This window comes from Terrimonas sp., assembly GCF_003075435.1.
GTDB lineage: Bacteria > Bacteroidota > Bacteroidia > Chitinophagales > Chitinophagaceae > Agriterribacter.
Window position 1 is genome coordinate 169,744 of sequence record NZ_QCZJ01000004.1, and the last position, 15,636, is coordinate 185,379.

A 15,636-nucleotide genomic window follows, 5' to 3' on the forward strand; every position below is an offset into this window, starting at 1 on the left:
ATATTCCGGATTTGTTTATTTTTTACCGCAAAGTTGCACAAAGATTTACGCAAAGGTCCACAAAGGAAAATTGCGCTCAGCGGGCCTGCGATATCCCTATGCAATGCATACAGCGGTAAGCTGGTGCTGGTTCGGTAACGTTAGGCAAGCAGCAGAGCCAGACCAGTGCTAAGTCGTTATTTAATTAAACAGTAGTACAGTTTATTTTTCTCTAATAATTTTTGAAAAATTTCAATTAATCCATTTTTCTCTTTTAACATCTGCTCAAAGAGCGCGATTTTTTCTTCACGTATATATGACAATGAATACGATGTTCCCGGGTAAAACGCTGCTTTTAATTAGCGGCATATTGCGCTTTCAGGATATTTACTGTTACCATTAATTGCCCTGTATGGCGCTGCGTATGTTCCGCGGCATGAAAAAGCAATCCTGATACAGTAGAGGGAATTTGCTTCCGCCCAACGCCGCGGATTTCTGTTAATGTATTTTCATCGGTAACGGAGAGTTGGGCAATGGCTTTATCAACCTGTTTATTGAAATATTCAACAAGTTCTTTTGTACTGATGTCAGATGGTATTTCTTCCTGCTTTAAATACTGTAATTGTGGCTCAGCTAAAGTTTCTGCTTTTGCATAAGTAAACAGCCTGTCAAGCACGCCAGCCAGGTGCCGCAGGTGAAACCCGGGCGAAGCAACACCTGCTGGTTTTTCCCAAAGCATATTGTTGGGAAAATCATTCATGAAATAATTGATCTCTTCTCTCGCCTGTAATAATGCATGCGCTGTGGGTTGCAGCAAAGCTGGAATACCTGCTATTGGGCCGCGAAGCCAGACTTCCGGTAATGAATTGTTCATAAGTAAAATTACATTTATTCTGCGCAAAACGGAGATTCACCAACACTGATTACCACGAATAATCTAGGTGTAAGAGCCTGGTTATTTCACAGAGGTACACAAAGAAGACACAAAGTTCCACAAAGCGCTCTGTTTAACTTTGTTTTTCTGCAGAAGTAAACCGTAACCACACATAGCCTATTACCATTGATAAAACCGATCCTGCCAACACACCTACTTTCGCCATATCCTGTATTGCAGGCTCATTAAATGCAAGCATTGCTATAAAAATAGACATGGTAAAGCCAATACCTGCCAATATACCTACGCCGGTAAGTTGCCGCCAGTTTACTCCTGCAGGAAGTTCCCCCCATTTTAACCGCACCAGCATTCTGCAGGCTAATACTATTCCCAGGGGCTTGCCGAGCATTAACCCTAAAATAATACCATAACTGAGCGTGCTGGTAAATGCATGCGTTATATTATCAGGAATGACTATTGCGGTATTTGCTATAGCGAATATGGGGAGTATAATGAAATTTACCGGCACATGCAGGGAATGCTGCATTTTCTCAAGTTGTGATAGCGGAATGGTAAACGCGAATATCACTCCGGCTATAGTTGCATGAACGCCTGAGTTGTACATGCAATACCAAAGTAAAATCCCCAATACATAATTCCACCAGCCAAAAGATATTTTCAGTTTGGGCAATGAAATTAAGACTATGGTAATAGCAATGCCTGTAAGTAAATATATCCATTGCACGGCGCTGCCATAAAAAAAGGCAATAACAAGAATAGCGCCCAGGTCGTCAATAATAGCCAGCGCCATCAAAAATATTTTCAGTGCGGATGGCATTTTCTTACCCAGCATTGAAGCTACTCCCAACGAAAAGGCAATATCTGTTGCCATTGGTATGCCCCATCCATGCTCATAATTGGTTGCTTTGTTGAACAGCAGGTAAATTACTGCCGGCGCTATCATTCCGCCTACGGCGGCAAATATGGGCAGTAAAGATTTTTTTACAGATGACAGCTCTCCTGCCAGCAGTTCTCTTTTGATTTCCATACCAACTAAAAAGAAGAAAACCGCCATCAGCCCATCGTTTATCCAGTGCAGTAAAGCGTGGGGGAGGTGTAAGTATCCGGGTAAATGAAATGCCTGGTTCCAGAAGCCAAGGTAGGCATCGCTGATATCAGTATTGGCTAATACCATTGAAACAGCACTGCCCGCAAATAATATTATGCCAACAGACCTGCTGTCATTAATAACCCGTTGCCAGGGATTGATCAATATCCTGGTTATAAGATTTTTTGCCATGCGATAAATGTACAGTTGACTCTACTGTTGTTGTTGCCCTGCCAGCCCTTCAACTATTGGTTCTTCCGGCCTGGCAGAGTGCTGCACACTCATTTTTACATTATTTAATTCTTCAAATATATGGCCATCTTCATAACCAACCGATACATAGAGCGATAATGTTTGCCTTGCAGGTCCTTTAAAAGCGCCTTTTACCGGGGTGCAGTCTTTAAAATGTCTTCCTGCAGCGAGCTTAACATGCGCGTTGGTTACCCATACATTATTGGTGGGGTCAATGCCTGCCCAGCCATAACCCGGAATCCATACTTCCACCCATGCATGTGTAGCACCTTCGCCACGCATCCCGTTTTTATTGGGGCAAATGTATCCGCTTACATAACGGGAAGGTATACCTGCAGTTCTGAGCAATTGGAGCAACACATGCGCAAAGTCCTGGCAAACGCCGGCTTTGTGCGCTAATATTTCGTCTATAGTGGTTTCAATACTGGTAACATCTTTTATATATTTAAAATGCTTAAACACATATTCAGCAAAATATTCTACCGTAGCGGCAACACTTTTACCTGAGCTTAATATGGGATCAACAATTTCTTTGATGGCTCCTGTTGCTTTTATGGTATCAGGTGTTGCCAATTCTAAAAACAGCAACTGGTTTTCCATCTCTTTTTTAAGATCGGTAAAGCTGCTGTGAAAATTTACATGTAACTGGCTACCGAGCGTAGTGCGGATGATAAGCCTGCTTTCAATATTCAGAAAACGATGTGGAACAAGCACATTAAAAGAGCCTGTTTTGTTCCCCCAATAATCCATATAGATTTCAACTTTAGGAGAATCGGTAATAGTAATATCGTGTTGTAATGTTTCCTGTTCCCGGCAAATGAAAGGATATAATTTTATTTCATTCGTGCTTTCCCGAACGGGCCTGTCATATTCATATCTGGTGATATGATGAATTTTATATACGGGCATTTAACAATGTTAGTTATTGATAAGAAAAAAAGTTTTGTCCTAATTGATTACTGAACTGTAACATCTCGTTCTGTGCCTCATCAAGAAAGGATTTTAAATTACTGCTGTTTAACGAAGTTTGATCCATGTATTTAATCCTGCTGCTTAATTTCCGGAATAATCTGAGTAGCTCATTATTCGCCGGGGATTGATTTTCCTGCACAATATCGTTCAGGTATTTTTCAATGCGGGTTAAAGTATAGATAACGGAATGTGGAAAGTCTTCATTAAATGTAATCTGGTGCAGTACATTGCGGTTATAATTGTGTGTACGGTAAGTTTTCAGATGCAGTTCATAACCGGATAAGGAGAATAGTAATTCCTTCCAGTGTATCATTGCTTTATCAGAACTGAGATCATAATTGATCATTTCATAATGCTTATCGCAAAACGTAAGTATTTCAAAGCACCTTTCTGTAAACTTACCCATGTTCATAAAGCTCCAGCCAAGTCCGCGTGGCATGGTCATATCCGCAATGCCTGTAAATAAAAGACTGTGTTGTGTCAGTTGCTGTAGTATCTGCAAAACATCACGCTCATCAAAACGTTCGTTTATAGTTGATTTGTTGATATAGTGATACATGGCGTTTGTTTCTTCCCACACTTCCTTTGTAATATGATCCTGTGCGCCTCTTGCATTTTCGCGGGCACGGGTTAAAATAACTTTCAGCGAACTGTGGTTATTCTGATCGCTGATAAGCATACGCAATGCCGCATGTGAGTCATATTCAATTTCCTTAATAGTGCTTTGGTCTGCAGTAGTAAATATTTCAAGCACGGGGCGCCATGATTTGTCGCCCAACACCACATTATCGAGCGACATAAGATAGTGTGTTCTGGTTGCTCTTAATAAACCATCGGCCCTTTCCATATATCGGCTTAGCCAGAATAAAGAGTCAGCAATTCTACTTAACATGTTTTAGCATTTGAGATTTGAAATTGGAAATTTGAGATTTGAAATTTTAGATGTGTTTGCAAAACTGTCATGAAATCTGAAAGCAAGTAATTTCAAATCTCAAATCAATAATTTATAAGTCTACTATCCAGGTATCCTTGCTTCCGCCTCCCTGCGAGGAATTTACCACAAGTGACCCTTCTTTAAGCGCAACCCTTGTTAACCCGCCAGGCACAATGGTTACGCCATCTGGTCCACACAATGCATAAGGTCTGAAATCCACATGCCGCGGTTTAAACTTACCATCAATAAAGCAGGGAACCGTTGATAGTTTGATGATAGGCTGAGCTATAAAACTTCTCGGGTCTTTTTCAATTTCCACTTTTGCTTTTTCCCATTCTTCATCACTTACTGTGCTGCCCATAACCATACCATAACCGCCGGACTGGTTGGTCCTTTTTACCACCATTTTCCTGATGTTTTTAAACACGTGTTCTCTTGCATCGGGCTCACTCATTTCGTAAGTCGGTACGTTTTCCAAAATAGGTTCTTCGTTAAGATAGTATTTTATCATTGCAGGCACATACGCATATACCGCTTTGTCGTCTGCAACGCCATTGCCTATGGCATTTACGATAGCCACATTCCCTTTTCTGTAAGCGCCCATTAACCCCGGCACACCCAATACGCTTGTTGGGTTAAATACCAGCGGATCAAGAAATTCATCATCCACCCTTCTGTATATTACATGCACCTGCTCCAGTCCTTTGGTTGTTTTCATATATACTTTATGATCGTCTACCACAAGATCGCGGCCTTCAACCAATGAGATGCCCATCTGCTTTGCAAGAAAAGTATGTTCATAATACGCAGAGTTATATATGCCCGGTGTTAATAGTACAACAGTGGGATTAGATACCTGGGTTGGTGCAAGCTTCAGTAAGTTCTGGTATAATATTAAGGGATAATTATGGATAACCCTTACGTTGTTTGCGGCGAATATATCAGGGAAAATTCTTTTCGTTACTTCCCTGTTCTCCAGCATATAGCTTACGCCTGATGGTGTGCGCAGGTTATCTTCCAGTATGTAAAACCTGCCATCATCGCCTCGTATCAGATCAATGCCTGATATATGCACATAAATATCATGCGGGACTTTAATGCCATGCACTTCACGCAAAAAATGCGGGCAGGAAGCAATGAGCTCTACAGGAACTACTTTATCATTGAGTATCTGCTGTTGATTATAAATGTCTTTCAAAAACATATTCAGCGCTTTAAGGCGCTGCGTTATGCCCTTTTCAACTACGTCCCATTCCTTACCGGTTATAATACGCGGAATAATATCAAACGGAAATATTCTTTCAATACCCTTGTTATCGCTGTATACAGTAAATGTTATACCCTGGTTCATAAACAATTCACTCGCCAGCAGATCTTTTTGCTGAAGATCAGGAACGTTGAGGTTTTGAAATGAAGAAACCATTTTGGTGTAATGGCTGCGTACTTTTCCTTCTGTGCACATTTCATCCCAAATGTCTGGCGGGCAGGTGTACTCATTTAGCAAAGTTTCAATACTCATAATAAAGTGGTTTATAGTGCGGCAATACATCAGCGCATGTGCTGTATAATATTTACCTGCTATTAACGGAATATACCGATAAAATCAACGGTAAAAAAATTTTGACAGGGTTATCTGTATGCATCCTAATACATTTTTTTATTCCAGTGCTGCCTGAGATCAAGCGTTTTTGGAAATTCTTTATTGATCTCTACCTCCGGCAAATGCCCTACAGCGGATACTGTATTTTTTTCTGTGATATAATGCCGCGAAGGAGAAATGTCTGCACGGGTTTGTATTACACCCTGTGTATGCCCGTGATCCCAGAAGCGGCTTACCCTTCTTGATTCTGCTTCGTAATTGTTTACAGGGAATGTATCATAGCTTCTTCCTCCGGGATGAGATACATGATAGGTGCATCCGCCTACAGAACGTTTACTCCAGGTATCAACAATATCAAATACCAAAGGGGAGTCTACGCCAATGGTTGGGTGCAGTGCGGATGGTGGTTGCCATGCACGGTAACGTATACCTGCAATATATACTCCTTTTACATCGGTTGCCGAAAGCGGCACACGGCATCCATTGCACAGCAATATATACCTGTCGCTGTGCAGGTTTGTTAATTTAACCTGTACTTTTTCCATAGATGAATCCACAAATCTTGCGGTGCCGCCCGAAGACATCTCTTCGCCTAGTACATGCCATGGCTCTATGCCCATTCTTATTTCGAGCGTTATATCTTTTACCGTTATCGTTCCGTAATGCGGAAACCGGAATTCAAAATATGGATCAAACCAACTCATATGGAAAGGATAGCCGGCCTCATTCAGAAATTCTACTACATCCTGCATGTCTTTATGTACATAATGGGGCAGCATAAATTTATCATGCAGCTCTGTTCCCCATCTTATCAGGTCATGTTTATAAGGTTTTTTCCAGAATGTGGCGATCAATGCTCTTATCAATAGCATTTGTACCAGGCTCATTTGCTTATGCGGCGGCATATCAAATGCGCGGAACTCTAATATGCCTAATCGTCCTGATGATGAATCAGGAGAGTATAGTTTATCAATACAAAATTCTGCCCTGTGTGTATTGCCGGTTATATCGGTAAGTAAATGCCGGAATAACCTGTCTACCAGCCAAAAAGGTACACTGCTGTTTTCAGGAATTTGTTTGAAAGCAATTTCCATCTCATACAACTTTTCTTCCCTGCCTTCATCAATACGTGGCGCCTGGCTGGTTGGGCCAATAAACGCGCCTGAAAACAGGTAGGAGAGGGCAGGATGATGCTGCCAGTAGGTGATGAGGCTGCGCAGCAGATCTGGCCTCCTCAACAGCGGGCTATCTGAAGGCGTAGCGCCGCCAATGGTAATATGGTTGCCGCCGCCCGTGCCGGTATGTCTTCCATCAAGCATAAACTTTTCTGTGCCGAGGCGGGATAAATATGCCTGGTGGTAAAGCGTGTTGGTATTGTATAACAGATCTTCCCAGCTTTTTGAAGGATGAATGTTTACTTCAATTACACCAGGGTCTGGTGATACTACCAGGCGCTCAATGCGATAATCTCTCGGTGGTTCATACCCTTCAATGCGAACAGGCATCTGCAACTTTTCAGCGGTTCTCTCAACAGAAGCTACAAGATCGAAGTAGTGCTCTAAATAACTTACCGGCGGAAGGAAAATATATATAATGCCATCACGTGCTTCAATACAGATAGCAGTTTTAATAACATCAGTTTCAAAAACCGGCGGTATGGTTGATTCCTCGTCTTCATCTGTCTTTTTCTTCCTGCCTTTTTCTTTCTCTTTTTTATCAGATATTTTTTGAGCCTGCAAAGGTTGTTTTACAGCCGGGTGTTCTGCCACTAACCCATACCGTGAGGTAATGATCTCCTGGTAAGAGGGTAGTGGTTCAAATTCTTCAAACAAACTTCTTTCTACCTGTTGCGGTTCTTTGTTTTTTGCAGCAACAGGTAAACTGTTAAGTGGTAGCCTTAAGCCGATAGGTGAATTACCAGGCATAAGAAAAAGGTATTCCCTGTTGAGCCGCCATTTGCAGCTACGCCATTTATTATTCCAGTGATTCCATTCAACAGGGAGTATAAATCCGGCGGGAGAATCGAGCCCGCGATCGAGCAGTTGTCCCAGGGTACGGCGTTCTATAGAATCTTTTAAATTATATTTAAGCGGATCAATATTTACAGGTGTTTTACCTTCCGTCCACAAGAAATAAAAAACATCCTCATACGCAGGGGTAATATTTTCAGTGCTTACTGCCAGGCATTTTGCCAGTTCTTCCATGAACAATTGAGCGTCTTTGTACGTATATTTCTGCGGACTGTTTTCCAGCGCCATGAGTTCCTTGTTTTTCCAGACAGGAAAACCATCCTTACGCCAGTATAAGCCATATTGCCAGCGGGGTAGCGGTTCGCCGGGATACCATTTTCCCTGTCCGTGATGCAACATCCCGTTCGGACCGAAAGCTTCCCGCAAACGGAAAATGAGATCATGAGATAAAATACGTTTGTGCAAACCGTCAGCAGCGGTATTCCATTGCGCTGATTCCATATCATCGATGGAAACAAAGGTTGGTTCGCCACCCATTGTCATGCGCACATCCATTGCTTTCAGGTCTTCATCTACTTTGTATCCTGTAGCATCTATTGCTTCCCATTGCTCATCAGTATATGGTTTGGTAACGCGGGGATCTTCATGTATCCGTGTAACTGTGTTTAAAAAACTAAATTCAGTTTCACCCGGGTCCTTAGCGCCAACAACAGGTGCTGCGCTTGCATAATCCGGCGTACATGCAAGGGGAATATGCCCTTCGCCTGCAAATAAACCGGAGGTAGGGTCAAGCCCTATCCATCCTGCACCCGGAATATATACTTCTGTCCATGCATGCAGATCGGTAAAGTCGGCTTCAGGACCTGAAGGTCCGTCAAGCGATTTAATATCCGCCGTTAGCTGAACCAGGTAGCCTGATACAAATCTTGCAGCCAGCCCAAGATGGCGAAGTATCTGTACCAGTAACCATGCGGAATCCCGGCAGGACCCCAGGGCTTTACGCAATGTCTCATCAGGTGTTTGCACACCCGGTTCCATACGTATAGTGTATGCAATATCTTTATTAACAGCCTGGTTTATCTTCACCAAAAAATCAACTATCGGCGTTTCTTTTGAAATATCAATATGCTGCAGCCATTGTTTTAAAAGCGCGCCGCTTTCCTTTATTTCAAGATAGGGCGCCAGTTCTTTTTTCAGTGTACCCTGGTATTCAAACGGAAAATGCTCAGCATATTCTTCTACAAAAAAATCAAAAGGGTTAATAACCGTCATTCTGGCGATTACTTCCACTTCAATGCTCAGTTCCCTGGTTTTTTCAGGGAAAACCACTCTTGCCTGGTAATTGCCGAAAGGATCCTGCTGCCAGTTAATGAAATGTTCGGCAGGTTTTAGTTTAAAAGAATATGCTTCAATGGGAGTGCGTGAATGTACCGCAGGACGTAAACGAAAAATATGCGGTGACAGCGACACGGGTCTGTCGTAAGAATAAGTTGTTTTGTGGTTTATTGCTACTCGTATTGCCATATTGTGTTATTGATATAGTATATAACTATAACTCTTGCTATCTAAAGGTTGAAACTTATACACGCAGGAAATACTTACGAGCTACGGTACTTGAATCATCTTTGATATGCAATAGGGCAGTAGCAAACTGTGAGAATGAAATTAACGTGTTTTTCTAAGGTAACAAAATTTGGAGCAGGATTAATTGAAGCAGATTTATAATAGAATTGAGGCTTTTCATGTTTTTGATGCAGGTTATACATCCTTATATATTGCAGGGGATAAAAAACAAAAAGTGCTGAGCATCTTTGCCCAGCACTTTTTGTTTTTATTAGAGGCTTCTGTATACTGTTACTATTTAAGGTAATTATAATACTCTTCATCTGTTGCACAATCCCACCAAACAGGCATGCCCCATATATTCGGCTCAGCAGCATGGCGATTTAAGGCAAGTGTATTTATGGAGTTGTATTGTATTTCATAAACCGGTGGCAAAGCCCAGCGGCGCATCCAGTAGTTTACATCTGTTGGAGCGCCTCCGGTCAGTTGGGTTGCACCTGTAAATAATGCCCCACGCTGGTAACCGGGATAAACAACGCCATATCCGCCTACATTTCCTGCGCTGAAGTTAAACCGGCGCATATCATTCCAGTTTTCAATACTGCATCCCATAGCGATGTATTTCTGCAGCATAATGTCAGACATAGTTAAAGCGCCGGAAGACTGGCAAACCGCATCGCTTGCCAGGTAAGCAGTGATGTCAGCATCATCCATAGGCGCCATATCAGGATTGGTATTGGTATAGCCGCCACCCTGCCATTCGGTTAATTTAGCCTGCATCATATCCATATGTGCTCTTATGCCGTCTGTATACGCGGCATACGCATTACCTGCATCTCCTTTTCTCATGAAAACTTCAGCTTTAATAAAGCACATTTCATGATAAGTCAAAATTTCCTGGTCAGAAACCGGGCGAACCTGGAATGATCCTGTGGAGCCAACAACGCCCGCAGCATACGCTGCTGCTGAAGGATACCAGCTAACATCGTTAGAAGGCTGGTCGATGATTCCTGATGTAGCCAAAGCGCTGCTACGCATATTTACATAGGCTGTATCACCGGCAAGTACATAATTGGTTGTATTGATGTAGATAGAACCGGCAGGATAGGTTACGGTTACAACATTCCCGTTAACTGAGTGGGTACGTCCTGCCGCAACCTGCGCGGCAATAAACTCGTCACGATCCGTTGCATCGGCTATGGTATAGTCTTTTGATACATTTGTAGCAGCATAAGTAGCCGTAGCAATAGAAGCCGGGCCTCCTCCTTTTATCAACCTGGTTGCCGCCCCGTAAGAATCAACGCCCAAAGAACGGTTCCATGTATAAGAAGATACTTTGCCGCTGGCATCTAATTTAACGTTTGCCATGGAAGCAGGCACAATTTTAGTCATCCTGGGATCTGTTATTCCTGAACCACGCAGGTTTGTTAACAGGTTGTAATAATATTGGGAAATACGCTGGGTACTACCATAAGCCGCATAATTAAAGTTGCCATTGGTTACAACCGGATCGCCCAATAAAAAGTCGGTTACCGTGCTGTTGTTAAAGCATGGCACTAATGTGTTATCAACATTTGACTGCGGACCTTTTGATAAAAAGTAAAGAACGGAATCAGCATTATACAGGTCTGATTTTTTTGACAGCTTCAGCATGTAGCGGGCTTTCAATCCGTAACATAATTTTATCCATTTGCTTACATCGCCGTTATTTACATAATCGCCGAGAGAAAGAGAGGGCGTGCCAGCTTCCTGTGTCATCTCAAAAAGGCTGATAGCCTCGTTCAGCTTATCCATACAACCGTTGAAGATGGTTTTGCCATCATCCGGTTTAGGGCTTGGGTTTCCTGTAGCGGCTTCCGTATAAGGCATTTCGCCATAAATATCCAGCATTTGCATAAAGCCAAGTGCATGAAAAACATTTGCCGCTGCCATATAATGATAAGCGCCCTGTTTCTGAGCGGTGTTGTACATATCAATCACATTAGACGATACTGCAACAAACCAGGTTTGGTAGGGCGTTGTTGAGTTTCCGCTGGCGGCAGCCCATGTTGTACTGAACGTATTGCCATTGGCATTGGTAGTATAAAAAACGCCTGCCTGCAAGGCGGTACGGTAATTGGCAACTCCGGAGGAGTACATATAAAAATGTTCAATCCAGGGCAGCCTGTTTTGGATCAGTACGCTTTGATTATTGGGGTTATCAGGGTCTGTATTAACATCCAGCCATTTTTTACACGAAGTGGATCCTGCCACAAGTGCACAACCCAATATTATATAGATCAACTTTTTCATAACTTGTTTTTTTCATTAATTAAAATGTAATGTTTACTCCGAATGTGAAGCTTGCTACCGCGGGCACGCCCAGGTAATCAATACCTGTAGAACCCGAACCACCTGTTCCTCCTGCCGCGCTTACTTCAGGATCCATTCCTTTGTAATTTGTCCATGTAAATAAGTTGGTGCCAACTGCTGTTGCAGTAAGTCCTTTGATAACTTTCTGACGCTTTGATATACCGGAGAAATCATACGTTAATGACAGAGAGCGCAGCTTTACCCAGTTTACCGAAGTAATAAAGTTGTAGGAATTAGCCGCATAGTTTGACCAGTAACGCTGGATCATGTTTGTACCTGCGTATGTTGTATTGCCAATAGTATAGGACTGGTTTGCTTCGTAAGTTTGTGTAAAATCTTCTCCTGTTACACTGTTCACGCCGGTTACAGTTACCGATTGCCTGTCATTCAGCAAAGTTCTTTTGCTTAGACCGTTTACAACCAGTGCATATTCTGTACCGTTAAATACATCTCCGCCTTTGCGAATATCAAGAAGGAATGACAAAGAAAGTTGTTTATACCGGAAGGTATTATTGATACCGCCAATGAAACTTGGTTCACGGTTGCCAACAACGGGGTTGGTGGTATTCAATTTATATAACCCGGTAGTAGGATCAACCTGGTAGCGCCCATTTGGTATTTCAACTCCTTTTGAGTCTACTTCACGCAAATATGGTTGACCTGTCATCCCAAGAAAATAACCACCGTTAGGAACAGACGCCGCTTTTACTGTTCCAAACTGGGCATCTGTAGGATAAAAATAGGCTACGCCCGGAAGGAAGTCACCCAATCTGCCTTTGTTATAGGAGAAATTAAACGTAATGTCCCATCCGAAATTCTTTTGCACTACAGGCTTACCTGTAAGCATTATTTCCATACCCTTATTAATAACAGAGCCGGTATTAAGAGAGCTGAAAATGAAACCTCCGGATTGTGCTAAACGGGGTTGAGCGATCTGGTTTTTTGTCTGGCTATGATAGTAGGTGTAATCCAAACCGATACGTCCCTTCAGGAATTTAAACTCTCCTCCAATTTCCCAAGAGCTTTGAATTTCAGGTTTTAAAATAGGGTTACCTGCTGCCCACTGGTTCCCCACCAGCACAAAAGAGCCGATAGTGTATGGAGCCCATACATAGGTATTGGTGGCATATGCATTTGCATCTTTACCAACCTGTGCCCAGCTTGCCCTGAGCTTGCCAAAAGAAAGTATATCATTTTTGGGTAATAGCTCTGTAAACACAAGAGAGCCGCTCAACGAGGGATAAAAATAAGATCTGTTCTCTAAAGGTAATGTGGAAGACCAGTCATTACGCCCTGTTGCAGTAAGGAATACAATATTCTTATAAGATATTCCCGCTTCTCCATAGGCGCCTACCAGCCGTTTGCGTCCTGTTGCATCATTAAAAAACTTGTTGTCTGTAGAGATATTGTTAAAGCTGATAGTGCCGGCTGTTACAAAGTTATATCCCCAATGAACCTGGCTGCTTGTTTTGGTATTTTCTGAAGTAGTACCCAGCATCAGGTGCGTATCAAAATCGCCGAATGTTTTATGAAAATTACTCATTACCGTTGTTGTAATGAATGTATAATCATATTTAGGTTTGCTCAAACGGCCGTTCTGATACAAAGGCGCCACAGCGGAACCTGGTGCGATATAAGTATAATCATCAGTTGTATACTGGTCGTATCCCAAACGCGCTATCACATCCCACCAGTTTGTGATTTTGTAATTGCCGCTCACACCTCCTGTAATACGTTTGGTTTGAGATGTAAGCTTATCCTGGTTAATGATCCAGTAAGGGTTATCAATATCGTTTTCCAACGGAAGGGTTCCGGCAAATGGACGATATTGCGTTCCATCCTCGTTAATATACTCTTTTATGTCGAATGTTTGCGGCCAGTTATACAATGCCTGCATACTTCCTACTCCGCTGCCATATAACCCTGCGGTAGTCAGCGTTCTGTTGGTTTTGGCAACAGAATAGGCAACATTTGCGTTCAGGGTCAAACGACCGTATTTCTGTTCACCGTTAAAACGGAAAGTAGTTTTATCGTATTTGGTGTTGGGCACTATACCTGCCTGGTTAAAATTAGAACCAGACAAATAAAAAGAGCTGTTTTTTGTGCCACCGGAAACGTTAACATTATTATCGTAAATCAGCCCTTTCCGAAAGAAGTTGCCGATATTGTCATATATTTTCTCTGATGCTGTAATCTTTTCTCCCCACGAACTATAAATATTGTCTTTGGTGAAAACGCCATTAACAGAATATGTTCCGGTGCCAAACTCGGTTTGAACCTCGGGCAGTTTGTTAGCCCAGGAAGTGCTTATCCTGCTGGTAACATCAACCTTTACTGTTCCTTCCGCTCCCTTCTTTGTGGTAATAACAACAACACCATCCGCCGCGCGGGAGCCATATAATGCTGCAGCAGCAGCTCCTTTCAATACAGACAGGCTTTCAATATCTTCCGGGTTGATATCCATTATACGGTTTGAAAAAGTTGTATTGCTGCGGCTCATTCCATCGGTGCCGGTGTTGCCGGTAACCGTGGTGGAGTTATCATATATAACACCATCAATAACAAATAAGGGCTGGTTTTGCCTGCTTTCTGATGTGGAGTTACCACCACGGATGGTAATTGACGCTCCTGCTCCGGCAGAACCACTGAACTGTGTAATGTTTACACCGGGAACTTTACCCGCCAGGGAATTAACAACATTCGTATTCTTGTTTTTCATTAACTCCTCTGCATTTATTTCGGAAACAGAATAGCCCAAAGCTTTTCGTTCCTTTTTAATGCCCAGCGCTGTTACCACCACTTCTCCCAGTTCGCTGCTTTTAACCCTGAGTGTTACATCGGCCACCGCATTTTGACCAACTACAACATACTCGGGAGTATAACCTACATAAGAGAAACTCAGCACATCGCCCGGCTTTGCAGAAATACTGTACTTGCCATCGGCATCTGTTTTGGTTGCCGTGGTAGTGCCCTGAATAGATACACTAACTCCTGGTAGCGGCATACTGTTTTCACTAAGTACAGTGCCGGTAACAGTTTTGACTTGGGCATTTATTAATGCCGGCACAAGAGCTAACAGCAGTAATAAAATACCTGGATAAAAACACTTTCTCATAAGCGTTGTTTTATTGTTTATTAAATTAATTGGATGCCCATTTTTTTATAAGCGCTCAGGCGTTCATCATCAGGGTTTAGCTCTGTGATCAGGTAGTCTATGTTTTGTAGGGGGCAAATGTGAATAGGTTGATATGTATCTATTTTTTCAGAGATGGCAAGTGCAACTACGTTTTGTGAGGAATCTATCATCACCTTTTTCAATTGTGCCACATCCCAGTCACAATCGGTAACGCCATGCTTTATATCTATAGCATTAATACCAAGAATGCATAGATCTACTTTTAATGACCTGATTTTCGCAATGGCATCGGCGCCAATAGTGATCCTGGAGTTTTTGGAAATCTTATCACCAATTACAATAACATCAATATTCGGGTGATTGCTGTATTCAAGGATAGCAGGAATACTCCCGGAAATAAATGTGGCTTTTAATTCCCGCGGCAGGCTGCGTGCCAGTTCATTGATGGTGGTACCGCCACTGGTAAGCACAACCATATTCTCTTTTATTAAACCAATGGCTTTTCGGGCAATAACCTGCTTTTCATCCTTACCATATACGTTGTTGTTGTGAAGATTAAAGTCTGAAAAAGACAGGGATAAAGCTCCTCCATGCACTTTAATGATTTTGCCGGAATCTGCAAGTTCCTGCAGGTCTCTGCGAATGGTATCTTCCGACACATTTATAGCTTCACAAAGCCCTGAAGACAATACTTTATTGTGCAGATTAAGCTGATGCAGAATATATGCCTGGCGTTCTTTCTTAAGCATTTAAAGTTTTTGGTGCCAGAAAGTTACGAAATTCCTGCAAAAACCTGCTGAAAAAAGAAAAATTTCCTGCAAAAAATCTTATTAATATTATATTTAATTTGTATGAATGCAGAAGCTTTGTACTATACAACTATACCCATTATAGGG

At 42.3% G+C, this 15,636-nt stretch carries 9 protein-coding genes; all 9 read right to left on the reverse strand.

Going from position 1 to position 15,636, the window contains the following annotated elements; genetic code table 11:
- Positions 1 to 334 precede the first annotated feature (334 nt).
- The 9 genes from DC498_RS06720 to DC498_RS06760 all read right to left on the reverse strand — a co-directional run bounded on the left by DC498_RS06720 (position 335) and on the right by DC498_RS06760 (position 15,489).
- Positions 335 to 853, reverse strand: coding sequence for a DinB family protein (locus DC498_RS06720; RefSeq protein ID WP_116873378.1), 519 nt, complete (start codon positions 851 to 853; stop codon positions 335 to 337).
- Positions 854 to 986: 133 nt separating this feature from the next.
- Complete coding sequence (nhaA, locus tag DC498_RS06725; protein WP_116873379.1) at positions 987 to 2,153, reverse strand: Na+/H+ antiporter NhaA; 1,167 nt, start codon at positions 2,151 to 2,153, stop codon at positions 987 to 989.
- Between the two features lie 21 nt (positions 2,154 to 2,174).
- Positions 2,175 to 3,122, reverse strand: coding sequence for a transglutaminase family protein (locus DC498_RS06730; RefSeq protein ID WP_116873380.1), 948 nt, complete (start codon positions 3,120 to 3,122; stop codon positions 2,175 to 2,177).
- A gap of 13 nt (positions 3,123 to 3,135) precedes the next feature.
- Complete coding sequence (locus tag DC498_RS06735; RefSeq protein ID WP_116873381.1) at positions 3,136 to 4,077, reverse strand: alpha-E domain-containing protein; 942 nt, start codon at positions 4,075 to 4,077, stop codon at positions 3,136 to 3,138.
- 112 nt (positions 4,078 to 4,189) lie between these two features.
- A complete protein-coding gene (locus DC498_RS06740) occupies positions 4,190 to 5,638 on the reverse strand; it encodes a circularly permuted type 2 ATP-grasp protein (protein WP_116873382.1) in 1,449 nt (482 codons plus the stop codon).
- A gap of 125 nt (positions 5,639 to 5,763) precedes the next feature.
- Entirely contained in the window at positions 5,764 to 9,213 is a 3,450-nt protein-coding gene (locus tag DC498_RS06745; RefSeq protein WP_116873383.1) for a transglutaminase family protein, read from the reverse strand.
- 333 nt (positions 9,214 to 9,546) lie between these two features.
- Entirely contained in the window at positions 9,547 to 11,544 is a 1,998-nt protein-coding gene (locus tag DC498_RS06750; RefSeq protein WP_116873384.1) for a SusD/RagB family nutrient-binding outer membrane lipoprotein, read from the reverse strand.
- A gap of 19 nt (positions 11,545 to 11,563) precedes the next feature.
- A complete protein-coding gene (locus DC498_RS06755; RefSeq protein ID WP_116873385.1) occupies positions 11,564 to 14,719 on the reverse strand; it encodes a SusC/RagA family TonB-linked outer membrane protein in 3,156 nt (1,051 codons plus the stop codon).
- 20 nt (positions 14,720 to 14,739) lie between these two features.
- Positions 14,740 to 15,489 carry a DeoR/GlpR family DNA-binding transcription regulator gene (locus DC498_RS06760; RefSeq protein ID WP_116873386.1) on the reverse strand — a complete coding sequence of 250 codons (750 nt, stop codon included), beginning with the start codon at positions 15,487 to 15,489 and terminating at the stop codon, positions 14,740 to 14,742.
- Between the last annotated feature and the right edge of the window lie 147 nt (positions 15,490 to 15,636).

Bases quoted from the DNA above. Each gene is read 5' to 3' on its own strand.
- DC498_RS06720 (WP_116873378.1), bottom strand. From the start codon at position 853: ATGAACAATTCATTACCGGAAGTCTGGCTTCGCGGCCCAATAGCAGGT.
- nhaA (WP_116873379.1), bottom strand. From the start codon at position 2,153: ATGGCAAAAAATCTTATAACCAGGATATTGATCAATCCCTGGCAACGG.
- DC498_RS06730 (WP_116873380.1), bottom strand. From the start codon at position 3,122: ATGCCCGTATATAAAATTCATCATATCACCAGATATGAATATGACAGG.
- DC498_RS06735 (WP_116873381.1), bottom strand. From the start codon at position 4,077: ATGTTAAGTAGAATTGCTGACTCTTTATTCTGGCTAAGCCGATATATG.
- DC498_RS06740 (WP_116873382.1), bottom strand. From the start codon at position 5,638: ATGAGTATTGAAACTTTGCTAAATGAGTACACCTGCCCGCCAGACATT.
- DC498_RS06745 (WP_116873383.1), bottom strand. From the start codon at position 9,213: ATGGCAATACGAGTAGCAATAAACCACAAAACAACTTATTCTTACGAC.
- DC498_RS06750 (WP_116873384.1), bottom strand. From the start codon at position 11,544: ATGAAAAAGTTGATCTATATAATATTGGGTTGTGCACTTGTGGCAGGA.
- DC498_RS06755 (WP_116873385.1), bottom strand. From the start codon at position 14,719: ATGAGAAAGTGTTTTTATCCAGGTATTTTATTACTGCTGTTAGCTCTT.
- DC498_RS06760 (WP_116873386.1), bottom strand. From the start codon at position 15,489: ATGCTTAAGAAAGAACGCCAGGCATATATTCTGCATCAGCTTAATCTG.